At 57.5% G+C, this 26,230-nt stretch carries 28 protein-coding genes; 18 read left to right on the top strand and 10 right to left on the bottom strand.

Annotation, left to right across the window (positions count from 1 at the left end; genetic code table 11):
• Positions 1–22 precede the first annotated feature (22 nt).
• Positions 23–1,321 (top strand): lytic murein transglycosylase, encoded by a 1,299-nt coding sequence (locus AB1A64_RS17690; RefSeq protein WP_366552732.1) that lies wholly within the window; start codon positions 23–25, stop codon positions 1,319–1,321.
• 576 nt (positions 1,322–1,897) lie between these two features.
• Positions 1,898–2,161, top strand: coding sequence for a hypothetical protein (locus AB1A64_RS17685; RefSeq protein WP_366552730.1), 264 nt, complete (start codon positions 1,898–1,900; stop codon positions 2,159–2,161).
• A 109-nt stretch (positions 2,162–2,270) separates the two neighbouring features.
• Here AB1A64_RS17685 and AB1A64_RS17680 read toward each other — a convergent pair whose 3' ends face one another.
• Positions 2,271–3,668, bottom strand: coding sequence for an aspartate aminotransferase family protein (locus AB1A64_RS17680; RefSeq protein WP_366552728.1), 1,398 nt, complete (start codon positions 3,666–3,668; stop codon positions 2,271–2,273).
• A 75-nt stretch (positions 3,669–3,743) separates the two neighbouring features.
• Complete coding sequence (locus AB1A64_RS17675; protein ID WP_366552726.1) at positions 3,744–4,427, bottom strand: GntR family transcriptional regulator; 684 nt, start codon at positions 4,425–4,427, stop codon at positions 3,744–3,746.
• A gap of 140 nt (positions 4,428–4,567) precedes the next feature.
• Between AB1A64_RS17675 and AB1A64_RS17670 the strand changes: the two genes are divergently transcribed.
• The 5 genes from AB1A64_RS17670 (at position 4,568) to AB1A64_RS17650 (ending at position 9,852) form a co-directional block, all read left to right on the top strand.
• Positions 4,568–5,653, top strand: coding sequence for a polyamine ABC transporter substrate-binding protein (locus AB1A64_RS17670; protein ID WP_366552724.1), 1,086 nt, complete (start codon positions 4,568–4,570; stop codon positions 5,651–5,653).
• Positions 5,654–5,721: 68 nt separating this feature from the next.
• Entirely contained in the window at positions 5,722–6,849 is a 1,128-nt protein-coding gene (locus AB1A64_RS17665; protein WP_366552722.1) for an ABC transporter ATP-binding protein, read from the top strand.
• Complete coding sequence (locus AB1A64_RS17660; RefSeq protein ID WP_366552720.1) at positions 6,849–7,739, top strand: ABC transporter permease subunit; 891 nt, start codon at positions 6,849–6,851, stop codon at positions 7,737–7,739. The genes AB1A64_RS17665 and AB1A64_RS17660 overlap by 1 nt, the downstream gene beginning before the upstream one ends.
• The gene (locus AB1A64_RS17655) at positions 7,736–8,554 is read left to right on the top strand and encodes an ABC transporter permease (protein WP_366552718.1); all 819 of its coding nucleotides are present in this window, start codon (positions 7,736–7,738) and stop codon (positions 8,552–8,554) included. The genes AB1A64_RS17660 and AB1A64_RS17655 overlap by 4 nt, the downstream gene beginning before the upstream one ends.
• Positions 8,551–9,852: an FAD-binding oxidoreductase gene (locus AB1A64_RS17650; protein ID WP_366552716.1), complete on the top strand. Its 1,302-nt coding sequence runs from the start codon at positions 8,551–8,553 to the stop codon at positions 9,850–9,852. Before AB1A64_RS17655 ends, AB1A64_RS17650 begins: the two co-directional genes overlap by 4 nt.
• Here the strand turns inward: AB1A64_RS17650 and AB1A64_RS17645 are convergent.
• From AB1A64_RS17645 to AB1A64_RS17635, 3 genes are all read right to left on the bottom strand, one after another.
• Positions 9,847–10,689 (bottom strand): aminoglycoside phosphotransferase family protein, encoded by an 843-nt coding sequence (locus AB1A64_RS17645; RefSeq protein ID WP_366552714.1) that lies wholly within the window; start codon positions 10,687–10,689, stop codon positions 9,847–9,849. The genes AB1A64_RS17650 and AB1A64_RS17645 overlap by 6 nt on opposite strands.
• Before the next feature lie 85 nt (positions 10,690–10,774).
• The gene (locus AB1A64_RS17640; RefSeq protein WP_366552712.1) at positions 10,775–11,440 is read right to left on the bottom strand and encodes a flagellar hook capping FlgD N-terminal domain-containing protein; all 666 of its coding nucleotides are present in this window, start codon (positions 11,438–11,440) and stop codon (positions 10,775–10,777) included.
• A 2-nt stretch (positions 11,441–11,442) separates the two neighbouring features.
• On the bottom strand, positions 11,443–12,672 hold the full coding sequence (locus AB1A64_RS17635) for a flagellar hook-length control protein FliK (protein WP_366552710.1): 1,230 nt from the start codon (positions 12,670–12,672) through the stop codon (positions 11,443–11,445).
• A 111-nt stretch (positions 12,673–12,783) separates the two neighbouring features.
• Between AB1A64_RS17635 and AB1A64_RS17630 the strand changes: the two genes are divergently transcribed.
• From AB1A64_RS17630 to AB1A64_RS17605, 6 genes are all read left to right on the top strand, one after another.
• Positions 12,784–13,065 carry a rod-binding protein gene (locus tag AB1A64_RS17630; RefSeq protein ID WP_366552708.1) on the top strand — a complete coding sequence of 94 codons (282 nt, stop codon included), beginning with the start codon at positions 12,784–12,786 and terminating at the stop codon, positions 13,063–13,065.
• Positions 13,049–13,408 carry a flagellar biosynthesis protein FlgN gene (locus tag AB1A64_RS17625; RefSeq protein WP_366552706.1) on the top strand — a complete coding sequence of 120 codons (360 nt, stop codon included), beginning with the start codon at positions 13,049–13,051 and terminating at the stop codon, positions 13,406–13,408. Before AB1A64_RS17630 ends, AB1A64_RS17625 begins: the two co-directional genes overlap by 17 nt.
• A gap of 208 nt (positions 13,409–13,616) precedes the next feature.
• Positions 13,617–14,858 (top strand): flagellin, encoded by a 1,242-nt coding sequence (locus AB1A64_RS17620; RefSeq protein WP_366552704.1) that lies wholly within the window; start codon positions 13,617–13,619, stop codon positions 14,856–14,858.
• A gap of 77 nt (positions 14,859–14,935) precedes the next feature.
• A complete protein-coding gene (flaF, locus tag AB1A64_RS17615; protein WP_366552702.1) occupies positions 14,936–15,310 on the top strand; it encodes a flagellar biosynthesis regulator FlaF in 375 nt (124 codons plus the stop codon).
• Entirely contained in the window at positions 15,310–15,711 is a 402-nt protein-coding gene (flbT, locus tag AB1A64_RS17610) for a flagellar biosynthesis repressor FlbT (RefSeq protein WP_170362374.1), read from the top strand. The genes flaF and flbT overlap by 1 nt, the downstream gene beginning before the upstream one ends.
• Positions 15,708–16,499: a DUF1217 domain-containing protein gene (locus AB1A64_RS17605; RefSeq protein ID WP_366552700.1), complete on the top strand. Its 792-nt coding sequence runs from the start codon at positions 15,708–15,710 to the stop codon at positions 16,497–16,499. The genes flbT and AB1A64_RS17605 overlap by 4 nt, the downstream gene beginning before the upstream one ends.
• 32 nt (positions 16,500–16,531) lie before the next feature.
• Here AB1A64_RS17605 and AB1A64_RS17600 read toward each other — a convergent pair whose 3' ends face one another.
• The 3 genes from AB1A64_RS17600 to AB1A64_RS17590 form a co-directional block, all read right to left on the bottom strand.
• Positions 16,532–18,103, bottom strand: coding sequence for a DUF427 domain-containing protein (locus AB1A64_RS17600; RefSeq protein ID WP_366552698.1), 1,572 nt, complete (start codon positions 18,101–18,103; stop codon positions 16,532–16,534).
• Between the two features lie 105 nt (positions 18,104–18,208).
• Positions 18,209–18,910, bottom strand: a complete 702-nt coding sequence (locus AB1A64_RS17595) for a helix-turn-helix domain-containing protein (protein ID WP_170398171.1) — start codon at positions 18,908–18,910, stop codon at positions 18,209–18,211.
• Positions 18,882–19,169, bottom strand: coding sequence for a hypothetical protein (locus AB1A64_RS17590; protein ID WP_366552696.1), 288 nt, complete (start codon positions 19,167–19,169; stop codon positions 18,882–18,884). The genes AB1A64_RS17595 and AB1A64_RS17590 overlap by 29 nt, the downstream gene beginning before the upstream one ends.
• A gap of 176 nt (positions 19,170–19,345) precedes the next feature.
• Between AB1A64_RS17590 and AB1A64_RS17585 the strand changes: the two genes are divergently transcribed.
• The 4 genes from AB1A64_RS17585 (at position 19,346) to AB1A64_RS17570 (ending at position 23,304) form a co-directional block, all read left to right on the top strand.
• Positions 19,346–19,834, top strand: coding sequence for a hypothetical protein (locus AB1A64_RS17585; RefSeq protein ID WP_366552695.1), 489 nt, complete (start codon positions 19,346–19,348; stop codon positions 19,832–19,834).
• A gap of 111 nt (positions 19,835–19,945) precedes the next feature.
• Positions 19,946–20,563, top strand: coding sequence for a ribonuclease HII (locus tag AB1A64_RS17580; protein WP_366552693.1), 618 nt, complete (start codon positions 19,946–19,948; stop codon positions 20,561–20,563).
• A 108-nt stretch (positions 20,564–20,671) separates the two neighbouring features.
• Entirely contained in the window at positions 20,672–21,772 is a 1,101-nt protein-coding gene (locus tag AB1A64_RS17575) for a site-specific DNA-methyltransferase (protein ID WP_366552691.1), read from the top strand.
• A 143-nt stretch (positions 21,773–21,915) separates the two neighbouring features.
• The gene (locus tag AB1A64_RS17570) at positions 21,916–23,304 is read left to right on the top strand and encodes an adenylate/guanylate cyclase domain-containing protein (protein WP_366552689.1); all 1,389 of its coding nucleotides are present in this window, start codon (positions 21,916–21,918) and stop codon (positions 23,302–23,304) included.
• Between the two features lie 78 nt (positions 23,305–23,382).
• Here the strand turns inward: AB1A64_RS17570 and AB1A64_RS17565 are convergent, their stop codons facing one another.
• Positions 23,383–24,519, bottom strand: coding sequence for an alkane 1-monooxygenase (locus tag AB1A64_RS17565; protein ID WP_366552687.1), 1,137 nt, complete (start codon positions 24,517–24,519; stop codon positions 23,383–23,385).
• A gap of 59 nt (positions 24,520–24,578) precedes the next feature.
• Positions 24,579–25,634 carry an A/G-specific adenine glycosylase gene (gene mutY / locus AB1A64_RS17560; protein ID WP_366552685.1) on the bottom strand — a complete coding sequence of 352 codons (1,056 nt, stop codon included), beginning with the start codon at positions 25,632–25,634 and terminating at the stop codon, positions 24,579–24,581.
• 81 nt (positions 25,635–25,715) lie between these two features.
• On the opposite strand from mutY, the gene AB1A64_RS17555 reads away from it, so the two are divergent.
• Positions 25,716–26,222, top strand: coding sequence for a DciA family protein (locus tag AB1A64_RS17555; protein ID WP_170351071.1), 507 nt, complete (start codon positions 25,716–25,718; stop codon positions 26,220–26,222).
• The last annotated feature ends 8 nt before the right edge of the window (positions 26,223–26,230 follow it).

Here is a 26,230-nt window from a genome sequence, read left to right as displayed (position 1 = left end):
AGCAGTAATCAGGAATTTCGGAATGCGTAAATGCGTAAGTGGCATCATAGCCGCTGCATTATGGGCATCCATTGTGCAGGCGGAATCCAACAATTCAGCGGATGGGTCACAGACCTTTCAGCTGGCCTCGGCTGATATGACCGTGTCTCTCCGACCGGTCGTGCGGCCTTCAGCTAAGGAGTATCGGGTGTCAACCGAAGGAAACGCGCGGTTCCAGGCGTGGCTGGGGGCGTTCCGCGAACGGGCAGAACAACAGGGCATCTCAGCCGCGACACTGAACCGGGCGCTGGCGGGCCTGAGCTATGACAAGAAGATCATCGAACGGGATCGCAATCAGGCCGAGTTTTCAAAACCGATCTGGGAGTATCTGGATGCAGCCGTCTCGGACACGCGGATCAGCAACGGCCGCGCCGGGCTGGAACGCCATCACGCGACCCTGACCCGGATCGAGGCGCAATTTGGCGTCGAGAAAGAGGTTGTGACGGCGATCTGGGGGCTCGAGACCTCGTTCGGGACGTTTAGGGGCAGTGATCAGACCATCCGCTCTCTGGCAACTCTGGCTTTTGATGCGCGGCGGGCGCAGTTCTTTGAAACTCAATTGATTGCGGCCTTACGGATTGTTCAGGCCGGGGATGTCAGTGCCGGGAATATGGTCGGCAGTTGGGCGGGCGCGATGGGTCATACGCAGTTCATGCCGACCTCATACTTGGATCACGCGGTGGATTTCGACGGGGACGGGCGGCGCGATATCTGGTCCGAAGACCCGACCGATGCGCTGGCCTCTGCCGCCGCCTATCTGGCGCGGCATGGCTGGACAAAGGGTCAGCCTTGGGGTGTCGAAGTGCGCTTACCCGGAGGGTTCGACTATGCCTTGGCCAAGCGCGACCACACATTGATGCCCTCTGACTGGGCCGCGCGCGGGGTGGTTGGGCGCGATGGTAAACCGGTGCCGGACCACGGAGAGGCCGCCATTCTATTGCCGGCCGGAGGGCAGGGCGTGGCGCTGATGATCTTCGATAATTTCGGAGTGATCGAGAAATACAACGGTGCCGACGCCTATGTGATCGGGATAGGCCACCTGTCAGACCGTCTGGCCGGTCACGCACCGTTTCAAGCCAACTGGCCGCGCGGAGATCGGGTGCTGAGTTTCACCGAAAAAAAGGAACTGCAATCCCGCCTGACCGAAGCTGGCTTTGATACGCAGGGCATCGACGGGCGCACCGGACCAAACACGACCGACGCTGTCCGCGCGTATCAGTTGGCGCAGGGGCTGCTCCCGGATGGATATGCGAGTTTGAAGCTATTAGAACGGTTGCGGTGATACTGAACGGGTCCTGTATAGTGTTTATGTGCGTGGTGCGGACATTCTCTCAGTTTTCGGCTTTATGGCATGAGCAACCTCCCGACTACCGGCACTCACTACGATAGACGGGAGGTGGACCCAGCAGTTTAGCGGGTCGCGACGCCAGTAGAGGTAATAAAAAACCGGATCGCATTCATATATTTGAATCCAAGATGTATAAAATCAAGTTTTTTATCGCGAGACAATTTTTATATTCCCGCGCGATGCGGTTGCAATGCTCCTGTGCTGAGCTTTGCTTAGCGCTGAAAACTGCTAGCAAGCCTGACAGAGGCTGGGACTGATACACAGGGTACAGACACAGGCGAACCGAGCCAAACACGACCGGCGTCGTGCGAACGTACCAACTGTGCCGAAGTTTTTGCCGGATGGTTTCACCAGCTTGAATATGCAAGCGCGGCTTCAAACACTAACGTCGATGAGGTGCCTTAGTCTGAATCTTATGGTCTCGGCCGCCAGTTTGTTGTGACTACCCGCCACGTATATTGCCGGTAGCTTCATCAATCCCAAGTGTGCCTCAAATGATGAGGCCGCACTATGACCGAAGACACACCACAACCAGCGCAGTACTATGACAAACACGACATCTGGACGTTGGATCCAACGTCCACGGACAAAGAGGTCCATGATGTCTTTGCTGCAGAAGTCGCCAAACTTGTTCAGTTGCTGGATGAAAACGAGCCACTCATGTCGCGGGATTTTTACGCACGACTTTTTGTGTCACTATTGGGGTTGTCCCGAGTTTTGGGAGAGTACGATGATAGCTGGAGCCGGAGTGGCTTTTCTCCGGACGAAATTTAGCTCTGTCACATTTAACCTCATGAGGCAGAGCAACACTCGGATCTTCAAAACTAAGGGCGGTTGTTAAGCCAACCGCCCCTTGCGTTTCGTAGTTACTCTGAACGCCGACCTATGCCGCCACCTTCATCAGTCCCTGCGCGATGATTTCGGCATGTGCCTCATCCAGCGACTTGTAAATCCGCACGAACATCTCGTCGATATCCGCAGGGGTCAGGATCAGCGGCGGTGAGATGATCATCCGGTCGCCCACATGGCGCATGATCAGGTTGTTGGCAAAGCAGCAGTCGCGGCAAATATAGCCGACCGTGCCGGGGTCCGAAGCAAACTTGGCGCGGCTGGCCTTGTCCGGTGTCAGCGCGATCGAGGCCATCATGCCGACGATTTTGGCCTCACCGACCAGCGGGTGATCGGCCAGCGCCTCCCATTTCTTTTTCAGATAGGGCGCGGCCACGTCGCGGACGTGTTCGACGATCTTCTCCTCTTCGAGGATGCGCAGGTTTTCCAGCGCAACGGCCGCCGCGACCGGGTGACCGGAATAGGTGTACCCGTGGTTGAACTCGGTGCCGCCGATGACTTTGGCGATCTCATCACTGACGATCGACCCGCCGATAGGCGCATAGCCCGAACTGAGCCCCTTGGCGATGGTCATGATATCTGGCCGAATGCCCACAGTTTCCGAGCCGAACCAGTTTCCGGTGCGGCCGAACCCGCAAATCACCTCATCCGCGATCAGCAGGATATCGTATTTGTCGCAGATCCGCTGAACCTCGGGCCAGTAGCTGTCGGGCGCCACGATTACGCCGCCCGCACCCTGCACGGGTTCGGCGATAAAGGCGGCGACGCGATCTTCGCCCAGCTCCAGAATGGCGTCTTCAAGCTCGCGCGCACGGGCAAGCCCGAATTCCTCGGGAGCCATGGTGCCACCTTCGGCCCACCAATTCGGTTGGTTGATGTGATGGATGTTGGGGATCGGGATGCCGCCTTGCGCGTGCATCCCTGCCATGCCACCCAGCGATGCGGACCCTACGGATGACCCGTGATAGGCATTGTGGCGGCTGATGATGATATTTTTATCGGGTTGGCCTTTCTCGGCCCAATAGGTGCGCACCAGGCGGATGTTGGTGTCATTCGCCTCGGATCCGCCACCGGCAAAGAAGACGTGATTCAGATCGCCCGGCGCCAGTTCTGCCAGCTTCGCGGCAAGCGCGATGACAGGCACATGGGTCGTCTTGAAGAACGTGTTGTAATACGGCAGCTCACGCATCTGGCGGGCGGCGGCATCGGCCAGCTCATCGCGGCCATAGCCGATATTGACGCACCACAGACCGGCCATGGCGTCCAGAATCTCTTCGCCTTCACTGTCGGTCAGATAGACCCCATTGGCACGGGTAATAACGCGCGCACCTTCCTGACCTAGCGAACCATTGGCCGAGAACGGGTGCATGTGGTGGGCAGCATCCAGCGCCTGCAATTCAGCGGTGGGCATGTGATTGGTGATGGTGGACATCCGGACATCTCCTGCAAAAGCGGTTGGCATTTACAATATGATCAAATTTTTTCCTGTCAATCGAATCGCCGATTTCTAGCCGTCGGTCAGGGCGTCGGCCATCAGTTCCATCCCCTGTTCGATATCCTGAGCCGTGGCTTTTGCTGCCATTTTCGCATCTTTTGAGCGCAGCGCGGTGATAATGTCCTTATGCCGGTCCGGCAGGCTCTGCGTGCCGAAACGGCCACAGACCACACGCAGAGATGGCCCGAATCTCAGCCAGAGCCGCTCGGTCAGATCAAGCAGAATTGGGGCGTCAGCGTAGGAATAGAGGGTTTCGTGAAACGTGTGGTTCAGATGCAGATAACCGCTGACGTCGCCATCCGCGATTGTGCGGTCAAGCCGCTGATCGATCCGTTCAAGATTATCGATATCCGCGCTGTTCATATTCGCAGCTGCGCGGCTTGAAAGCTCTGATTCTATTGAAATTCTGGCAAATATCATCTGTTCAACATCTCCCGCCGACAACAGCGGTACGCTGACCCTGCGGTTGCCCTGAAACACCAGCGCGCCATCCGAGATCAAGCGGCGAATCGCCTCACGCACGGGGGTCATTCCCACCCCCAGCGAATCAGTCAGCCCCTGTATCGTGACGGGCTGTCCCGGCACCAAGTCACCGAACATGATCTGCGCTTTGAGGGTTTGATAGACCTGTTCGTGCGCGGGTCGTTTTTCGGTCTCTACCTTCGCGCTGGATGCCTTATTTTTGATCAAATCCAATTGGTTTGCCCCGTTTCCAGTGATGATGTCTTGCCAGGTTTCATGCCTCGTGAAACCATACGCGGGATCGGGGGAAAACGCAAAACTTGATCAAATCCAAAAAAACGGGATTATACCCGTACACTTTCAGGGAGAAGAAAATGACAATCAAAACGCTGACCATGACAGCGGTCATCGCGCTGGGGACTTCGGCGGCCTTTGCCGAAGAAGTGCGCGTATACAACTGGTCCGACTATATCGACGAGGAACTGCTGAAGAAATTCGAAGAAGAAACCGGCCTGACGCTGATCTATGATGTGTTCGACAGCAATGAGGTTCTGGAAACCAAGATGCTGGCCGGGGGGTCGGGGTATGACGTTGTGGTGCCGTCCGGAACATTCCTTCAACGCCAGATTCAGGCTGGTGCATTTCAGGAGTTGGATTCGTCCAAACTGTCTAACACTGGAAATCTGTGGGACGTGATTCAGGAACGCACTGCGGGTTATGATCCCAAAAATGCGTATTCGATAAACTACATGTGGGGCACCACTGGGATCGGCGTAAATGTCGACAAAGTCAAAGAAGCGCTGGGTGATGACGTTGCCCTCAATAGCATGGATCTGGTGCTGAAGCCTGAGAACATGGAAAAGCTGGCCTCATGTGGTGTGCACTTTCTGGACGCGCCGGCCGAGATGATACCAATGACTTTGCAGTACATAGGCGAAGATCCTGATAGCCACGATCCTGACGTTATCAAGAAAGTCGAAGAGGTTCTGACTAGCGTCCGCCCTCACATCCAAAAGTTCCATAGTTCGGAATACATCAACGCATTGGCCAATGGGGATATATGCGTAGCCGTCGGCTGGTCGGGCGATATTCTTCAGGCACGCGATCGCGCAGCAGAGGCGGACAATGGTGTCAACATTGAATACCACCCATTCGCCGAAGGCTCACTGATGTGGTTCGACCAGATGGCAATTCCGGCGGATGCTCCGAACCCGGAAGGTGCACACAAGTTCCTGGATTTCATTCTGGATGCAAATAACATGGCCGCTGCATCGAACTACGTTTACTATGCCAACGGCAACAAGGCGTCTCAGGAGTTTCTTGCTGAAGACGTGATTGGTGATCCGGCGATCTATCCTGATGATGCTACCATGCAGAATCTCTACATCACGACGCCATACCCTTCGAAAACACAACGGGTGGTGACCCGTCTGTGGACCAAGATCAAATCGGGCACCTGACCGTTTATCTGTACAGGGCGGATTGGTCCGCCCTGTGCCATTTCCCAGATTGATGCACGGGGGCCGTTTTGAACTCTGACGTCTTTGAGCCGTGGAATGATCCACAGGCGAAACCTTTGATCCAGTTCCGGAATGTCACCAAACGGTTTGGTGAATTCACGGCCATCGACAACCTGTCTCTGGATATCTTCGAGAAAGAATTCTTTGCCTTGCTGGGGCCTTCGGGCTGCGGCAAGACCACCATGATGCGGATGCTGGCGGGATTCGAAACCCCGACCGAAGGGCACATCATGCTGGGCGGGCAGGACATCGACCCGATCCCACCGAACAAGCGGGCGGTGAACATGATGTTCCAGTCCTATGCCCTGTTCCCGCATCTCAGTATCTGGGAAAATATTGCCTTCGGCCTGCGCCGGGACAACATGCCCAAGCATGACCTGGAAGAGCGCGTCGAGGAGATGCTGCGCCTGACCCGGTTGGAACAATTCGCCCGCCGCAAGCCGCATCAGATCTCGGGCGGGCAACGACAGCGCGTGGCGCTGGCGCGGTCGCTGGCCAAGGCGCCAAAGCTGTTGTTGTTGGACGAACCGCTGGGCGCGCTGGACAAGAAACTGCGGCAGGACACGCAGTTTGAACTGATGGATATTCAGGAAAAGACCGGCACCACCTTTGTGATCGTGACCCATGACCAAGAAGAGGCGATGACCGTCGCCAGCCGTGTCGCCGTGATGGATCAGGGCAGGCTGATGCAGGTGGAAACACCGGACCGCATCTATGAAAACCCGAACTCGGTCTATGTTGCGGATTTTATTGGGGATGTGAACATCATCGAGGGCCGGGCGTCGGCCAACGGCGAAGACACTTATCAGATCGATTGGGCCGACGGGCAGGGGCCGTTGACGGCAACTTCGGCCAATGGGTTTTCAAGCGGCCAGGCCTGCCATCTGGCGATCCGGCCCGAAAAAGTGACGATCTCGGCGGATCGCCCGGCAGATGCGATCAACGCAGTGCAGGGCAAGGTTCATGACATCGCCTATCTGGGCAACCTGTCCACCTATTATGTCGAGCTTGCAAACGGCACGATCATCAAGGCGCAGACGGCCAATACCCGCCGTATCTCGCGTCGGTCCTTCACTTGGGAAGACCCGGTCTGGCTGTCCTGGACAGCAACGGCCGCGGTTTTGCTGGCCAGCTGATGCGTCGCGCCTTTCTGATTGCCGTTCCCTATGTCTGGTTGCTGGCGCTGTTTCTGGTGCCGTTCTTCATCGTTCTGAAGATCTCGTTGTCGGACACCGAACTGGCCATTCCGCCCTACACGCCAACGCTGGACCTGTCGCAGGGCTGGGCCGGGATCAAAGAGTTCTTCAGCCAACTGGATTTCGAAAACTTCGTCTGGCTGACCGAGGATGACCTGTATTGGAAAGCCTACCTTTCCAGCGTCAAGATCGCGGTGATCTCGACCTTTCTGACGCTTTTGGTGGGCTACCCGATTGCTTATGGCATGGCTCGTGCGCCGGTCGAATGGCGGCCGACGCTGATGATGCTGGTGATCTTGCCGTTCTGGACCTCTTTCCTGATCCGCGTTTATGCGTGGATGGGGATTTTGTCGAACGAAGGCTATCTCAACCAACTGCTATTGTGGTTGGGTATCATCTCGACCCCGCTGACCATTCTGAACACGCAATGGGCGGTCTATATCGGCATCGTCTACACGTATCTGCCGTTCATGATCTTGCCGGTTTATTCGTCACTGGAGCGTATGGACGGGTCCCTGATCGAAGCGGCCGAGGATCTGGGCTGCTCGCGTCTACAGGCCTTTTGGCTGGTGACTGTTCCGCTGTCCCGGCCGGGCATCATCGCGGGGTGTTTCCTGGTGATGATCCCGGTGATTGGTGAGTTCGTCATCCCGTCACTGCTAGGCGGCTCGGGCACATTGATGATCGGCAAGGTGCTATGGGAAGAGTTCTTCTCGAACCGCGACTGGCCGGTGGCCAGCGCCGTGGCGGTGGTTCTGCTGCTGATCCTTGTGATCCCGATTGTGCTGTTCCAGCGCAACCAGCAAAAACAGACGGAGGCCGAGCAATGAACAGGCTAAGCTGGTTCAACGCGGTGTCCCTGACGCTGGGATTTGCGTTCCTCTATATCCCGATGATCATCCTGATCATCTTCAGCTTCAATGAAAGCAAGCTGGTGACGGTGTGGGCCGGGTTCTCGACCAAATGGTATGGCGAGGTTTTCCAGAACCAGCAGCTTCTGGATGCCGCCTGGGTGACAGTGCGCGTTGCCGTATTCTCGTCGACAATTGCAACCATTCTGGGCACTGCCGCGGCCTATGTTCTGGTGCGGGGTGGGCGGTTCTTTGGCCGCACCCTATTCTCTGGCATGATCTATGCGCCGCTGGTCATGCCTGAGGTCATCACAGGCCTGTCACTGTTGTTGCTGTTCATCGGTATCGGATTGGATCGAGGCATCCTGACCATCGTTCTGGCTCATACGACTTTTTCGATGTGCTTCGTTTCGGTTGTAGTCTCCTCGCGCCTTGTGACTTTCGATCAGTCGCTGGAAGAAGCTGCGCTGGATTTGGGCTGTTCACCGGCGCAAGCGTTTCGTTTGGTGACTCTGCCGATTATTGCACCTGCGGTGATTTCAGGTTGGTTGTTGGCCTTCACCCTGTCGCTGGATGATCTGGTGATCGCCTCATTTACCTCAGGACCGTCAGCGACGACCTTACCGATGCGGATATTCTCAGCCGTTCGATTGGGCGTCAGCCCCGAGATCAACGCCTTGTCGACAATCATGATCGCGATAGTGACGGTGGGTGTTATCACCGCATCGCTGGTCACAAAACGTGCGATGGTGCGGCAAAAGCGGGATGAAATGGCTGCTGCGCGGACCGAATGAAGCGGCTGTTTCCGGATTACACCTATGGGCCCGGCCCTCGGACCAACTGCTGGTGGGACGAAACGATTGCCAGCCCCGATTGGCCGGTCCTTAGCGGTGAACGGAAGGTGGACGTTGCCATTGTTGGTGGCGGGTTCACCGGGCTGTCAGCGGCGCTGCATCTGGCAAGCGCGGGTGTTTCGGTTGCGGTGCTTGAGGCCCGGACACCCGGTTGGGGCGCCTCGGGGCGCAATGGCGGCTTTTGCTGTCTGGGTGGATCAAAGCTGAGCCACAGTGCAATGGCCCGCCAATTCGGTGAGGCCGCCGCGCGCAGTTATGATCAAGCTGAAATAGACGCGGTTCACCTTGTTGCGGATCTGTTGAAAACCCACGCTATCGATGCGGATGTGCATTCACGGGGGGAAACCCAACTTGCCCACACCCCCCGGGCGATGGAAAAACTGCGCAAATGGGCCGATGAGGGGGGAACATTGCACACCCCTGATGATCTGCCCGGGCTTGGGTTTGGCGGTCGGTTTTATGGCGGGTACACCAACCCGGTCGGGTTTGCGTTGAACCCCAGAAAATACCTGTTCGGTTTAGCGCGTAAGGCCCAGACGTTGGGTGCCAAGCTGTTTCACAGTAGTACGGTGCGGACAATTCGGAAGACGCAATCTGGCTTTGACTTTGAGGCAGCCTCGGGTCGGATCAGCGCCGAAAATGTGCTGATCTGCACCAATGGTTACTCAAGCGAGGACGTGCCGCCCTGGCTGGCAGGCCGGTATATGCCCGTCCAATCCACGGTTCTGGTGACGCGCCCCTTGTCCGACGCTGACTTGCAAGCTCAGGGTTGGACTTCTGACCAGATGTCTTACGATACCCGCCATTTGCTGCATTACTTTCGCCTGATGCCCGACCGACGGTTTTTGTTCGGAATGCGCGGCGGGTTGCGCGCGTCTCCGCAGGCTGAGGCTTCCATTCGCCGGAAGGCCGTGAACGATTTCAGGCAGATGTTCCCGCAATGGGCGTCGGTCGATGTCACTCATATGTGGTCCGGTATGGTCTGCCTGTCGCGAGGGTTAACGCCGTTTGTGGGTCCCGTGACGGATCAACCGGGCATGTTCGCTGGGTTTGCCTATCACGGTAACGGGGTGGCGATGGGTACCTATTGCGGACGGGCGCTGGCCCGGATGGTTTTGCAGCAAGAGACCGGGCTACCTGAACCCATAACACGTGTCCCGGCGCGGTTTCCGCTGGGACGCTGGCGGCGCGCATTGATGCCGCCGGCCTATGCCATGATGGGGCTATTGGACTTATGACCGCTCTAGCACCGCGCGTTCCAGCTCCAACCCCGTGGCATAATCCGGTGACCCGTTTTCGATCCGCCACAAGCAATAAGCGGCCATTCGCCAGGCATACCAACGACGCAGCGATTTGAACCGGGTCACGATGTCTGCGCGTCTGTACGAGGACAGAAACTGATATTCTTCCACAGGTGTCAAAGCTGACCCCCGGTACAGGTGCTGCATGGCGGGCGACACAAACAGTGCAATGTCTTCGCACGGATCGCCCTGCGCCGGGCATTGCCAGTCGATCAGGGTCAGCCCGGATGGCGCAACCAGAATGTTCCCCGCGACCGGGTCGCCGTGAATCAGGCAAGTCTGTTGGGTCGGTTGTACCTGTTCGTCAGGTTTTAGCTGTTCCAATTGGTGCCGCATGGCCGAGGTGCACCCGTCAAGGATGCTCTGCCCGTGTCGCGCCAGATCCGCACTGCCATTGCATCCGCGAGGCGCAGGAACCGACACATCCAGCCCATGTAGTTGGCCGAGCAATAGAGCAACGTCGGTCGTGTCCTCACGCCAGGGCGTACCTGGCGCGTGATCGTAAAACACCCATCGACCGTATTGATGCTGACCCGCCGCGCGCAGGCGGGGGACAAATCCGGTCGGCTCCAACGCGGTCAGGCATTGCGCTTCCAACTCGGCATCGTTGCGAAACAACGGGTTGCGCAACCCCGTCCGGTACAGTTTCAAAACCTTGCCGCCGTTCTCTTCTAGCACTTTCCAGACCTGATTGGTCCGTCCGCCATACAGGGTCTGAAACTGTGCATCAGGTGCGATCAGCCCCCGGTGACGCAGGTCATCAACAAGATCCAAAGGGGGGAGTGTCGAGGCAGGCAGTGGGATCACCGATAAAAACGAGTCGCAGGTTGCACTGGTTTGGCCTGTCCCGCCCTGCAGATCAAGTTCCGGTTCGGACCCCGGTCACCATCCCTGCGGGAACCACCTGCCCGCTTTCCAGCGTCAGCACGACCGCATCCTCGCCAACCTGTGCCTCGACCACCTGACTGTAGGTTGAGACCGGCTGGACCGAAAGCAACTCTTCCCCGTCATAGCTTTCCAGCGTGGCTGAATAGCTGCCCGTTGGCAAAGGGCTGCCATCGCTTGCTGTCCCGGCCCAGTCAAACTCGGTCTGGGTCACCGGTACGGAAATTCTTTCGATCTCGGTGCCGTCGCTGTCCCGGATCACCATCACCGCACTGTCTGCCGCCGGTTCAGCCTGCGCGGACAGGGTCACAGGTTCGCCATCAAAGTGGAACGCCGCGGTGGTCTGGACATCCATACCGACCCAATTCGCAAGATCCTCTAACTTTATACCTCCCAGAGACAGTGCCAGTTCGGACAACAGCTCATTGCTCTGAACCTGTTGTTCGACCATCGAAAATTGCGCCAATTGCGAGGCGTACTCGGTCGAATCCATCGGTTCAAGCGGGTCCTGATTTTGTGCCTGGGTCGTCATCAGCAACAGGAAAGTGTCGAAATCCGACGCAATCGAGGTTGCCTGTGATTGTGACGCAGATTGGGCCTGGGTGTTGGCTTGTGTCGTCGATTGGGTTGGGGTGATCATGCTCAAAGCCTCATGTCGATCCGGCCGTCGGGGCCTAGTTTCGGAACGGTGGGGCCCGCCTCGGTGACAGGCTCGTCCTGCGTTTCCGCAAACCGGGTGCCGTCGCCCGAGTCAGGCCCATCCTGCTGTGCGTCTGCTGACGTGCCCAGATCAATGGACAGGTCGCCCAGCCCAAAGTTCTGGAATTCGGCCTCCAGCACCGAAAGATGACGGCGCATCATATCCAGAGTTTCCGGGCGTTCCGCCGAGATTGTCATGTGCAGGCCATCCTCGCGGCCATTCAAGACAATCGAAACGCGTCCCAGTTCTTCGGGGTTTAGCGCGACCTCAATTGTGCCGGGCTGTCCACGCGCGGAAACAACGGTTGCCATTTGATTGGCAACCGCGCGTGCCGTTTCAGCGCGCGCCGTTGTTGTCATGGTCTGTGTTATAGGTGCCGAATCGCGGGCAGAGGACAACGTCGGGGTTTCTCTAATGGTCGATATCTCTTCGATTTCGGGAAAGGTCTGAACCTCGGTCTGCGTGTTGGTTTGATCCGTGGCCAAAAGCTGCATTTGTACAAGTGTTGGCGCCCGATCAGGCACCACCGGTTGCGATTGCGCCACCTGTGGCGTCGCGGGGCCACTTGGCCCGCCCAGGTCGGGTCGGATGATGGGTGAATGATCTAACATCTCTTTCGGGAGCATGTTCGGTGTTACCAACCCGGCGGGAAAGCTTGGCGAACTGGTGGTGGCCTGGGGCGTTCTTCTTGGCGAAACTGTTCCGAAAAGCATGGCTTGAACGGCTGGGGATACCGCGCGCTCAGCAGGGCCCGTCGCGGGTTCCAACCTGTCGGCTTTTTGAGGGGGCAGGTGCGTCTCGTCTACCGTTTCAGTCTCCGCCTCAACAGTCGATGACGTCACGGTCGGATTTTCAACCAAGGTCTTGGCGACCAGAGCCTGAACAGCTTCCGGCACAGCCGCGCGCAGTTCGGCAGGCGGCTGATCCTCGGGCGCAACGGTGAAATCCTTGATTTCAACGTCTGCAGCGATGTCGTCCACCTCTGACGCCGTGTCTGGGTCCTGAACCAAAAGGTCGGTGAGATCGGGCTCGGCTGACTGGGGATCGGCCTCTTGATCCATGACTATTTGAAAGGACGCGGCCCCTTTGGACGCAAGAGGTTCTTGCGGTGTTGCATCGGGTTTCGCAGCGGTGCCCGACGAAGACAACAGTGCTGAAAGTGGGTTGGGCATTTTGCTCCGACTCCGTTTGTGTGAACGGAAATCTGCCCGCAGGAGGTTACGTTTATTTTAACCGCTTTCGCCTTTGATCAAGAAAGTTCGATGCAAATTTCGGAGAAAGTGATGAAGATTTCCACAACGCTTCCCACCGCGCAACCGTCCACCACGGCCGAGAAATTGCAGGCTGCGGCGGTCGAGTTGGAGGCCGCGTTTCTGGCTGAAATGCTCAAATCTTCTGGGTTGGGCAAGGCCAGCGAATCTTTTGGAGGCGGTGCGGGCGAAGATCAGTTTTCGTCCTTCCTCGTGCAACATCAGGCGCGTGCGTTGGCCGCATCCGGCGGCATTGGCCTGTCCGAAATTTTGTTCCAGTCCATGATGGAGAAAACCGATGCCGACCAAATCTGAAACCGACCTGATCCGATCCCTTGAGGAAGTGCTGGATCTTGAGCGAACCGCGCTTGTCGACGGGGATCTGGACCGGCTGAGCCATATGGCACCGGAAAAGGAAAAGCTGATCGGCGCGATCAATGAACTGCAGGTTTTTGACAGCGCCGAATTGATTCGCCTGCAGCAGAAAGTCGAGCGGAACCAGGCGCTGTTGAACAGTGCCGCCGAAGGGATTCGGGCCGTTGCCAGCCGCATGGCCGAATTGCGGCGCGTTCGGCAGGAGTTCAGCACTTACGGAGCGGACGGGCAGCGCAGCGGATACGCCGTGCGTCGCAATGCGAAACTGGAAAAACGGGCATAGGAGCGGGTTTGATTCAAATCCGAATTTTCTGAGTGAGGGGCTTTAGCATTCCGTTAGGGGATCAGGGGCAAAGGTGGCCGGGCATCTGAAAAACAGGTGGCGCGAACAGCCCGACGGCGGATCGCACTGATCAGAAAGACGTCAAAGCCCGTACGTGGTGCGGGGTAAGCATGGGCGCAAAGGGCCCGAACGGAAAAGGAAGAAAGCTATGTCCAGCATTCTGACAAACAATGGCGCAATGGTGGCGCTGCAAACCCTGAAATCGGTCAACAAGAACCTGGAAATGACCCAGAACGCGATCTCGACCGGTAAGGACGTCGCGACCGCCAAGGACAACTCGGCCGTCTGGGCAATCTCCAAAGTCATGGAGTCGGACGTACAGGGCTTCAACGCGATCAAAGACAGCCTGGCGCTGGGTGAATCGACGGTTGCGGTCGCGCGGAACGCATCGGAAACGGTGACTGATCTGCTGACCCAGATGAAAGAGAAGATCGTCGCCGCGCAGGAAGACAACGTTGACCGCGACAAAATCAATACGGATGTGTCCGCTTTGCGAGACCAGATCGCTTCGGTGGTTGGTGCGGCCCAGTTTAACGGGCTTAACCTTGTGGATGGTTCGGCAGGAACGGCTTCAATCCTGTCTTCGCTGGATCGCGATAGCACTGGTGCCGTCACGTCGTCGTCGATTTCGGTTGCCAGCCAGGACCTGTCAACTGGCGGCTACACTGCCAAAGCCGTACTTGCCGGTTCTGACAACACAGCCACCGACAACGACGCTGCCGGTTTCACTATGGACAAGGACAGTGGCACTGGAACGATTGTAATTGATAGCTCCACTGACAACTTTGCTGTGGGTGACAAAATCTCAATCAACGTGGGTGATCAATCTGTCTCTTACACGGTTCAGGATTCTGACCTTGATCCATCTGGAACCTATGACGCTGCGAACACCGATGCCAACGTCGCAATTGGCCTGAAAAACCAAATCGACGCTTTGGGTGTCCAAGGGTTGTCGATCGACTATGACCCAAGCGCAGAAGGCACTCTGTCTTTTGTGACTGGTACGGGCGCTGATGCTGCAGATCGGGACGTGTCCGTTTCGGCGCAGTTCACAAACGCAGGTTCCGGCGGGCTCGGTGCATTGAGCTCGATTGACGTTTCGACTGCTGGCGGTGCATCGGCTGCGTTGGGCACCATTGAGACGCTGATCGACACGTCGATTGACGCGGCGGCGGCCTTTGGTTCGGCGCAGGGTCGTATCGAAACACAGCAGGATTTCGTGTCCAAGCTGACCGACTCGTTCAAATCCGGCATCGGGTCGATGGTTGACGCCGATATGGAAGAGACCTCGGCCCGCCTGCAGGCCCTGCAGGTACAGCAGCAGCTGGCCACCCAATCGCTGTCGATCGCCAACCAGGCACCGCAGTCGATCCTGTCGCTGTTCCGTTAATTTCCAGAACCTGGTCGGGGCGCCCAGACGCGCCCCGTTTCTGACCGCCAAAAGACGGCCCATTGGAAGGATTTCAAGTGACACCGCAAACTCTTGCACAACGTGCCTACGCGCAGACCGCCGCCCCGACACGCACCCCGCGCGATACCGAGTACGAGGCGATTTCGAAGATCACGCATCGGCTCAAGGCCGCCGCAGCCCGACGCAAAACCGATTTCGGGGGCTTCGTTCACGCGCTGCACGAAAATCGTCGCTTGTGGACCGTTCTGGCAACCGGGGTGTCAGACTCCGACAACGCGCTGCCCAATGAACTGCGTGCGCGGATCTTCTACCTGGCAGAATTTACCGAGCAACACAGCAGTCAGGTTCTGGGCAACAAGGCGACCGTTGAGCCGCTGCTTGAGATCAATATGGCCGTCCTGCGTGGCCTGCGTCAGATGGGTGCTACCTGATGGGGGGGCTGGTTCTAAAATTGGCACCGAAAGAGAGGGTGCTGATCAATGGCGTGGTTGTCGAAAACGGAGATCGCCGCAGCCGCTTTTCAATCATGACGCCTGATGCAAATGTTCTGCGATTGCGCGATGCCATTCACCCGGATGAGGTGACTACCCCGGTGCGGCGAGTGTGTTATGCCGCCCAGCTTGTATTGTCCGGCGATATGGAACCCGAGCGAGCGCGGCAACAGCTTTTGCGGCGGGTTGAGGAGCTGAGCCAGGTCTTCACAGACGCCGACAGTCGTCGTGTACTGTCCGAAGCTACTGAGGCTTTGCTGGCCGAACAGTATTACAAATGCCTGAAATCCCTGCGGGCACTGCTGCCGCGTGAAGAACGGTTGATGGCGTATCAGCAATGACATTCCGGCCTGTCATCCCCTCTGACGGTATTGTCGGCTGGCGGTTTTTGCAGCGTACCTATGATACGCAGCTCGAGAGCTTTTCGGCCTCGCCAGTCAATGAACGAGAGACGGAGTACTTTCTGGACAATATCGGCAAGGTGCAGACGGCCGAGGATTTGGTTTCGGACCGGCGATTGCTGCAAGTGGCGCTGGGCGCCTTCCGGCTAGAGGATGACATCAACAATCGCTATTTCATCCAGAAAATCCTGTCCGATGGAACAAGCGCCGATGATGCATTGTCCAACCGTTTGGCCGACAAGCGGTATCGGGAATTTTCCGAAGCCTTCGGCCTGGGTCCGGGCGAGGTGCGCAAAACGGGTTTGACCACCTTTATGGAAGCAATCGCGCAGGACAACGTCTTGTCTCGGTTCGAAATCGCGGTCGGTGAGAGCGATGAGACGATGCGCATATCGCTTTATACACAACATACCTTGGCGGATCTGGCCGCGCAGGACAGCAGTTCGGACACAAAGTGGTTCGACCTGATGGGGCAACCGCCGTTGCGCAGCATGATGGAGACAGCGTTAGGGCTGCCATCAAGTTTCGCGCAGTTGGATATCGACAGGCAACTGGAGGTTTTCAAGGACAGGTTGTCGGGTCTCACTGGATCAGACGATCTGGCCCAGTTCACCAACGAGGCGTCGGTAGCCCGGCTGACGGACCAATATCTTGCACGCAGCCAGATCGCCCAGCTGCAAAACACGATTTCTCCTGCTCAAACGGCGCTGATATTGCTGGGGGCGTAGCCCAGACCCGGCACAGGTAACAAGGTGAATGCTCAGGCGTTCAACACGGCATCCGCCGATGTTCTAAGTGCAAAAGACGTCACTGGCTGGGACACATTGTGCAGTTTGACCTCGCCCAATGACAAAGCATCCGCGCATGCAGGTTGAATATCGGCCGAGACGACAATCCGCTGCCCGATCGTTTTGCTGTATTCCCCAAGCCGGGCCGCGATATTTGCGGCCTGTCCGATGACGGTGAAATCCAACCGTTCGCGTGATCCAACATTGCCATATGTGACGCGACCGTAGGCAACACCGATCGAACAGTCACAATGGATGTCAGAACCAGACTGGCGCAGCTCACCCAGTTTTTCGACGATTCTAACGGCCGAGTGCTGCGCGTTTCTACGCGCGACCATAGAATCTTCCCCCTCGGGAAAGACTGCCAGCACAGCGTCGCCGATGAACTTCAATACTTCGCCGCCATTGTCATGCACGATATCGGACACGGTTTCAAAAAAGTCGTTCAGCACGTTGATATAGGCGGTACGGCCAAGCTGCTCTTCCAGGCTGGTCGAATTGCGCAGGTCGCAGAACATGATCGCCGCATCAATCTCATCCCCGTCGCCTCGCCGGATTTCACCGCCCAGCACCCGCGCGCCCGAGCGTTTGCCGACATAAGTCTCAAGCAAGACCTGCGCGTTCTCGCGCTGCATGAAAACTTCGTAAAAGCGGGCAATGACTGACGAACACTCGAACACAAGCCCAAGGTTTTCCGTGGTGAACCCGTCAGGATGATCACAGGTCAGGGTCAGGACATTTGTCCGCCCGTCCGAAAACGGCAATGGCATGGCGACATAGTCGGTAGCGCCCTTCGCCCGCAGGTCCTCCATAATCGGGAAGCTGTTTTGAGGGTTTTCATCGTTCAACCGCTGGCGCACGCCGCCCAGACCGTTCGAAACGTGACGCAGGGGGCTGTTGATATAGGCCGGGTGATCGTGGATTTCATACGTCGGCACGTTGGTCGAAATCTCGGCCTCGCCCTTTTCCCAGATATAATGCTTGCCCGCGATCAGCGGATGCAAAGACCAGGCCAGAATGCTGAGCCGTTGAATGGCGATGCCGTGTTCCAGCATCTTTTCGGCCAATGCCTTGGTGAAGGCTTCCGGCGTGCTGAGGTTGGATGCACCACGCATCAGCCAATCAATCAGAGGGCCGCTGATGCTGCCATCCTCAGTTTCGCGCAGGTGGTTTTCGCCCAACTCGACCTGTGTGTAAGCCGAGGGCATAAAGCCGACATAGCCCTGAATGGCAGCACTTTCAGGTAGGGCTTCTTCATAGGCCCAGACAGAGTTGGTCAGCCGTTGCCCATCCAGAATGACGTCGTGATAGGTCGCGGTCCCTTTGAAGGGGCAAAACGTCTGCAATTCGGTTTCGGCGCCAAGATCCACACAGACATCCGCGCGCGGGACGTAAATTGTGGCCGGCAGCCGCGTTTCATACATGACTTTTGCGTCGGTGCTTTCGGCCAGCAGCGTGTCATCCCTATAGATCGCGATCCGACCCTTCAATGGTTCGACCGATATCCCATAGCCATTGGTCGACGGTGTGGTGTGGACGTTCATCATCAGCCTCCGTGACTCGCTAGGTAATAGGATGGGTCTTTGATCGAAGCATTCCAAGGGGTGTGACGGGCATTTATCACACACATTATGCGCGACTATGCGAGGTCAGACCATCTGAATCACATCTTTTTCGATCGACAGCATATAGCCTTTTTTGGCGATATTCTTGACTAACAACTCGCTGACCATCTGATTGCCCAGCGCATCACGCAGCCGTTTGATCCGTGTGGCGCCAGCGGCCTCGTCACAATCGGCGGTGTCTTTGCCCGAGATCATCGATTCGATCTGGACGCCGGACAGGACCTCATCGTCCAGCCGGGATTCGGCCAGAACTGACAAGGTTTCCATCGCCGCCGGAGTCAGTTTGAAATCCATATTGTTCAGATAGACGGTGTTTTCCTCGCGGCTGATCAGCAGCGAAGTGACCTGAATGCCGGTGCGTTCGATCTGTGCCATCCGCCGGTTTAACAGCACCAGCATCACCAGAAACACCAGCGCCGTGATCAACATGGCGGTGGCGAAAACCAACAACACGAAAATCACCATGCGATAGCTGGATAGGGTATCGGCAAAGGCGGTGCCTGATTGCGCCAATACCTCAAGCAGGCGAATCTCGGTTTGCGAGGTCAGATCGCTTTCGATGAACAACCGTTCGACCCGGGCGTTGAAGGCATTCGCATCGGGCAGGGTCCAGAATAAAAAGATGGCCGCTGTTACCAGAATCACCACGATCGCCGCGATGCCCGCGCCGACCAGTCTGACACCGGATCGGCGGGCCTCAGTAACGGAGATAGAATTTTCCGGCATTGGCCTTCCTTTTATCCAACCCTTCGGGCCCGAACACGGACATGACGTTCAGCAGGGTCCAGCCCGACCCCTTGAGGCGTTGGGCGACTTCTTTTTTAGCCTGCCCCTTGCCGCAGGCCGAAACCTGCATGACGCCATAGTGTAAGCGCAGCGGATTGTCCCGCTTGGCCTTGTAGTCGGCATAGCAATCGGCCGCTGAAGCGGTGGTGCCAAGCGATATCAGGGCCAACAGGACCAGAGAAGAGAGGATCTGTTTCATAGGCCGCATCCTGCGCATGTGTTGGCACGATATTCAATAACCTAAGGGGTTTCGCGGGCCTGATATCGGATAACGCCGGCCCGTTATTGCCTGTCTGAACGAGGCGCGTCCAGTGTCGGGTCATCAGCACACGGCCCGCCATCGGGTCACCTCAAGACTACTGAAGGACAAGCACCATGCATAAGAAATTTATTGCCCTGATCGTGGCCTCGGCAGTTGCCATCACTGGCATTTCGGCGTCTCAGGCGCGGGCTGCGGATGTTCAGGATATTCTTGGCGGGCTTGCAGCCATTGCGCTGATTGGCGCCGCTGTGAAGCATTTCGACGACAAGAGCAAAAAGAACAACGTGACGCACAACTACAATCACATATATAAGGCGCCCCAGAAACACGTACACACCCGGCCAAAGCACAGGCCGCATCACGTACGCCCGCTGCCTCCGCGTGTTGCGCGTTACAGCCTGCCGCAACGATGCTTGCGCACGTTCAAAGGGTATTCGCCCAATCAACGACTGTTGGGCCAGACCTGTCTGGGCAAGCATTACAAATACAGCAATAGCCTGCCCAACCAGTGCAAGGTCAGGTTCTGGAATGGCAAAAAGGTCAAGCGGGCCTATCACCCCGGTTGCCTGCACCAGAAAGGATACCGCGTAGGTTACAAGTAACGGTTTTCGAGCAGGAGCGGGGCCACAGAAGCACCGTGCGGGAGAGGGTGGCGCAAGCTGCTCTCTCCTTTTTTTCTTGCGGTGGGTGGCAAAACGCGATTTTCCGGGGGTATGACGACTCCGGATTATGAAATTGAGAAAGCAGCAACGGTGCGCGGATATCTGCGGATTGCGGGTGTCGACGAAGTAGGGCGCGGACCGCTGGCCGGACCGGTGGTTGCTGCGGCCGTGATTCTGAACCCCGATGATATTCCCGACGGGCTGAACGATTCCAAAAAGCTGACAGCGAAACGGCGTGCCGGGTTAGAGTCGGCGCTGCGCGAGCGGGCCGAGATCGCAATTGCCGAGGCATCGGTGGCCGAGATTGACGAACACAACATCTTGCGGGCCTCACATCTGGCGATGGAGCGCGCGGTGGCGGCGTTAGACCCGCCGCCCGACTATCTGCTGATCGACGGGAACATGATTCCTCGTGGCCTTACCATCCCATCGCAGGCGGTGATCAAAGGCGATGCCCATTCGGTGTCGATTGCGGCGGCTTCGATCGTCGCCAAAAACTGGCGCGATCAACTGATGGTGGATTTGGCGCAACAGCATCCGGGCTATGGATGGGAGACAAACGCCGGTTATCCGTCGAAACAACACAAGAACGCGCTGCAAAATCTTGGTGTGACCCCACACCATAGACGTTCGTTCAAGCCGGTACACAATATCTTGTATCAAGAGTAAATCGTAAGTCGCTGATTCAAAAAAGAAATTGACGGCGAATCGACTTTGACTCATCCTTGTCTCAACCAAATGAGCGCAAAAGCGCCGTGGATACTTGAGGCAGTACAAATGACAACAACCACTAAAAAGGGCGCAAAAGCGCTCCCTTTAAACACGATTCTATCCGGGGACTGCATCGACGTGATGAACAGTCTGCCCGAGGCGTCGGTTGACCTGATTTTCGCGGATCCGCCCTATAACCTGCAACTGAAAGGCCAGTTGCACCGCCCCGATAACAGCCAGGTAGATGCGGTTGACGATCACTGGGATCAGTTCTCCAGCTTTGCCGTTTATGACCAATTCACCCGCGAATGGCTGAAGGCGGCGCATCGCCTGCTTAAGCCAAATGGCGCGATTTGGGTGATCGGTTCTTACCACAACATCTTCCGTGTGGGCTCAGCCCTGCAGGACGCGGGCTATTGGATTTTGAACGATGTTGTGTGGCGTAAATCCAATCCGATGCCAAACTTCCGCGGCAAACGCTTTACCAACGCGCATGAGACGATGATCTGGGCGTCAAAACGCGAAGGGGCGAAATACACGTTCAACTACGAGGCCCTAAAGGCGCTTAACGAGGGCGTTCAGATGCGCAGTGACTGGGTGCTGCCGATCTGCACCGGGCATGAACGCTTGAAGGATGAAAACGGCGACAAGGCGCATCCGACGCAAAAACCGGAATCGCTGTTGCACCGTGTTCTGATCGGCTCGACCAATCCGGGCGACGTGATCCTTGATCCGTTCTTTGGTACAGGCACAACCGGCGCCGTTGCCAAGATGCTGGGTCGCGAATTCATCGGCATCGAGCGCGAGGAAAGCTATCGCAAGGTGGCTGAAAAGCGCATCTCCAAGGTCCGTAAGTTCGACCGTGAGGCGCTGGAGGTCAGCGCCAGCAAACGTGCCGAGCCGCGCGTGCCCTTCGGCCAACTGGTCGAACGTGGGATGCTGCGCCCGGGTGAAGAACTGTATTCCATGAACCAGCGTCACAAGGCCAAGGTCCGCGCCGATGGCACGCTGGTGGGTGACAACGTCAAGGGCTCGATCCATCAGGTGGGCGCGCATCTGGAGAATGCACCGTCCTGTAACGGCTGGACTTACTGGTGCTTTAAGCGTGACGGCAAGACCGTGCCGATTGACGTATTGCGTCAGCAGATCCGGGCCGAGATGAACTGATTTTACCAACACCGCCGGTGCCTGTGGCCTGACACTAGGCACTACGCCTTGCCCCGCCGATTTCGGCGGGGTCTTTTGTTTTTCAACATCTGGTTTCGAAACGGGCCTTCTGTATCCTGCGGTGCAGTGAAGGAGCTTGTGCAATGTCGGATACCACAGCCAGCGAGTCCCGCTTTGACCGGTTCTTTGTAACCCGCCCGGACAATTTCGATTTGGACAACAAATACACAGAAGCCGCGATGGAGCGGCATAAGCGCGAGGGACTGGAGCTTGCTGTTCGTGCCCGCTGGATCGCGATGGCGTTGACCGGTGTGCTGCTGATTTATCTGAACCCGCAATGGGAGGTGATGTGGTATCACTTCATCCTGCTGCTGATCTGCGCCAATGGCTGGTTTATCCGGCGCGCTGGGCGCGTGGGCCAATCGCGGACCGAGCTGCTTTTGATCTTTGTGGACCTGCTGATCATGACGCTGGGGATGATCGTGCCCAACCCGTTCAGCGACGATGTCCGACCGTTGGCGATGCAGTATCGGTTCGATAATTTCCAGTATTTCTTCATCATCCTGGCAGCTGGTACGTTGGCCTATTCCTGGCGTACGGTGATTGCGATCGGGTCATGGACGGCCGGGGTTTGGACGGCTGGATGGATCATCGCCTGGTGGGTCGCAACCCCGATGCCTGGTCTCAGTGAGCGCGTGGCTGAGGCATTGGCTGGCTATCCCGATGTGGCAGAATTGCTGGACGCCAACAGCTTTATGCCTGCGCAGCGTATTCAACAGGTGATCGTGTTCATGATGGTGGCAGTGACGTTGGGTGTGTCGATGCGGCGGCTCAATCGGTTGCTGATGACAAATGCGGGGCTAGAGCGCGAAAGGGCAAACCTGTCGCGGTATTTCTCACCGAACGTGGTGGATGAGCTGAGCCAGAATGATGAGCCGCTGAAGCAGGTGCGCAAAGAGGATATAGCCGTTCTGTTCATCGATATCGTTGGGTTCACCAGATATGCTGCCGGGCGCGATCCTTACGAAGTGATCGAGGTTCTGCGCGGCTTTCACGCCCGGATGGAGGCTGAGGTGTTCCGCCATCAAGGGACGTTGGATAAGTATCTGGGCGATGGGTTGATGGCTACGTTTGGGACGCCGGTGCCGACACCGCAGGATGCGAGTAATGCGGTGGCCTGCGCGCGCGGGATGATCGAGGTGATTGACCGTTGGAACGTGGAACGCCACCGTACGGGCGAGCCTGAGATACGGGTGGGGATCGGGGTCCATTTCGGGGCGGTCGTTCTGGGGGATATCGGCGCCAACCGGTTGGAATTTGCGGTGATAGGAGATGCGGTGAATGTGGCCGCCAAGCTTGAGGCGCAGACCCGCGAGTTTCAGGCAAATGTCATCCTTAGCGACGCAGTTCGGAGCCGTTTGGAGGAAGAAGGTCGCAACGCATCCGAATTGATGGCCGGGTTTGCGAAATATGAAAACCACGCGGTCCGGGGGGTAGAGGTCCCGATGGATGTATGGGTGATGACCGGGTGAGGGCTCCCGCCGATCAACCATGCATCGAAGATGCAAGGCGGATCGTTGGGCCGGGCAGCACGCTGACGCGTGCTGCGGTCAGGCACGTGGCAGCGGGTTTTGCGATTTGTTGTAGGGTGTCCAGTCTGTAACTTCGGGATAGTATTGGCGTCGCCAGGCACGGACGCGTGGGTTCATGATGCGACGCCACAGCGGGGGGATCATCGCTGCGACTGTCATCACTGGATAACCATAGGGCAATTGCGGGGCCGCGTCCTCGGGGTGGTGTTGCAACAGTGGAAAGCGGCGGTTGGGTTTGTAGTGGTGGTCCGAGTGGCGTTGCAGGTTGATGAGCAGCCAGTTCGACGCTTTTTGTGACGCATTCCATGAATGACGCGGTTGGACATGCTCATACTTGCCTGCGCCCAGATGTTTGCGCGTCAGGCCGTAATGTTCGACATAGTTGACCAATTCTAGCTGCCAGATGGCGACGCCCGCCTGGATCAGGAGCAGGGCGAGTCCCGAGAGACCCCCGATCACGAAGGCCAATACCAGCATTGCGCCTTGTAATGCCCAGTAGCGCCAGAACGGGTTGGCGTAATCAGTCCAGGGGCGGTCCTTGCGGGCCAGTTTTTCGCGTTCAGCACGGAAGGCCGAGAACAGGCATTGCTTCAGCACGCGCGGGTAGAAGCGGTGAAACCCTTCGTTATAACGAGCGGTCACCGGGTCGCGGGGCGTGCCGACATAGCGGTGATGCACCAGCAGATGTTCGGAGCGGAAATGCGAATAAAGCACCATCGCCAGAAGGATATCGCCTAGCCAGCGTTCAAACCGGCCTTTTTGGTGCATCAACTCGTGGCTGTAGTTGATGCCGATCGTGCCCGAGATTACTCCCATGCCGAAGAACAGCCCAACCTTAGCCAAGGTTGACAGGTGGTCGGTATGCGTGGCGTGCCAGATCAGCCCGTAAAGGGTCAGGAATTGTACCGGAACCCAAGCTTTTGTCAGCAGGATATACCAGTGCAACACCGAGTCGGGGGTATCGGGGTTGGCATTGGCCAGATCCAGCCCGGTGAGGCGGTCGAGCAACGCAAAGGCCCACCATGTGGAAAGTGGCACTAGCAGGACCCACCAGCCGCCGGCCATTGCGGTGAACCAGATCAGCGGGATCAGCAGGAATGAGATCCAGAACGGCAGGGCCGATTGCCAACGGGGCAAGATATCTGTTGCGGTCATTGGGTGGCTCCGGATGACTGCGCGCACATTAGCCACAGTCCGGCAGAACAGACAATGGGTTACCGGTTGCGCCAAAGGTCATGCGCTTTGCGCATCACGGTCGGCAGATCGCTGGGTCGGAATGCGTGTTTTTCCATCACAATCAGGTCGTCGAAGGTCGTTTCCGTCGGTAATGGGGCTGTCCAGATGCAAAGGATCAGGTAAAAATGGGTGAAGGTGTGGCGCACCTCTCCTGCTAAAGCTTGCCAGTCAGCGGAAAAGGGGGGTGAGTCTGTTGGCGCGTCTGACCAATCTGACCCCGGCCAGCCCAGCATTCCGCCAAGCAATCCTTTTTCAGGGCGCCGCTCAAGCAGCAGGGCGCCGTCAGTGCGTTGGGCGATATAGATATGGCCATACCGTGTGGGTTTTGGCTTTTTCGGTGTCTTGCGCGGCAGGTCGATATGGGTTCCGGCCGCACGGGCCTGACAAGGGTCGCGCAAGGGGCAGATGCCACAGGCCGGAGATTTCGGGGTACAGATCGTGGCCCCCAGATCCATCACGGCCTGCGCATAATCTCCGGGTCGGAGGCCGGGCGTCAGCGCAGCGGCTTTGTCTTTCAACAGGGGTTTGGAACCCGGCAGAGGGTCGTGAACGTCATACAGACGAGCCATGACCCGCTCGACATTACCATCCAGAACAGCCTCGGGCCGGTCAAAAGCGATGGCCGAGATGGCGGCGGCCGTATAGGGGCCGATGCCGGGCAGTTTCAGCAGGGCCTCATAGGTATTAGGAAAAACGCCGCCATGTTCCTCGGCAACCACGCGCGCGCATTTCAGCAGGTTGCGGGCACGGGCGTAATAGCCCAGCCCGGCCCATTCGCCCATGACCTGATCATCCGGTGCAGCGGCCAGCGCCTGAACCGTTGGCCAGCGTGTAGTGAATCGCGTGAAATAGTCTCGGACAGCGGCGACAGTGGTCTGTTGCAGCATCACTTCGGACAACCAAACTCGATAGGGGTCAGGTATCACGCCCGCCGCTCGGTCGGCCGGGCCTACACGCCAGGGCATCGTGCGCGCGTGGCGGTCGTACCAGGCCAGTAACGCACCGCTCAGGTCATGTTGAATAGTGTCACGCAAGTTTTATCTATCTCTCTGTCGGGTTTCGCTGGCGTCCGATATCATGCCCTTTACAATAGCGGCGCAGGAGTTGGAAACCAGATGCAGCGCAGACGTTCTTCGACCCGCGGGTTCAAACGCACCGCGACATTGCTGAACGGCCAGATCAGGCGCGCCGGTGAAAGCCGGGGCTTTGCCGTTTCACGCCTGCTGACTCATTGGGCCGAGATCGTGGGCCAGGATATGGCCGCCATCGCGCGACCGGTGAATGTGGGCTATGGCAAGGGCGGGATCGGCGCGACGCTGACGGTGCTGACCACAGGCCCGCAGGCCCCGATGCTTGAAATGCAAAAGGAACAACTGCGCGGCAAGGTGAACGCGGTCTACGGCTATAATGCCATCAGCCGGGTGCGCATTACCCAGACCGCGCCGACAGGATTTGCCGAGGGGCAGGCTAGCTTCGACCACAAACCGAAAGCGGCGAAACCCAAAATCGATCCCGAAATCGTAGCCGAGGCGGACCGGACCGCGCGCGACGTCAATGACGGTGATCTGCGCGCGGCCCTTGAACGTCTGGGCCGCAACGTATTATCCAAGCAAAAACGCTGAGAAAGGGC

The organism is Ruegeria sp. ANG10, from assembly GCF_040705255.1.
In the GTDB taxonomy this organism is placed as follows: Bacteria; Pseudomonadota; Alphaproteobacteria; order Rhodobacterales; family Rhodobacteraceae; genus Ruegeria.
Note: the sequence above shows the minus strand (reverse complement) of the source record. Positions and strands in the feature narration are given on the sequence as shown.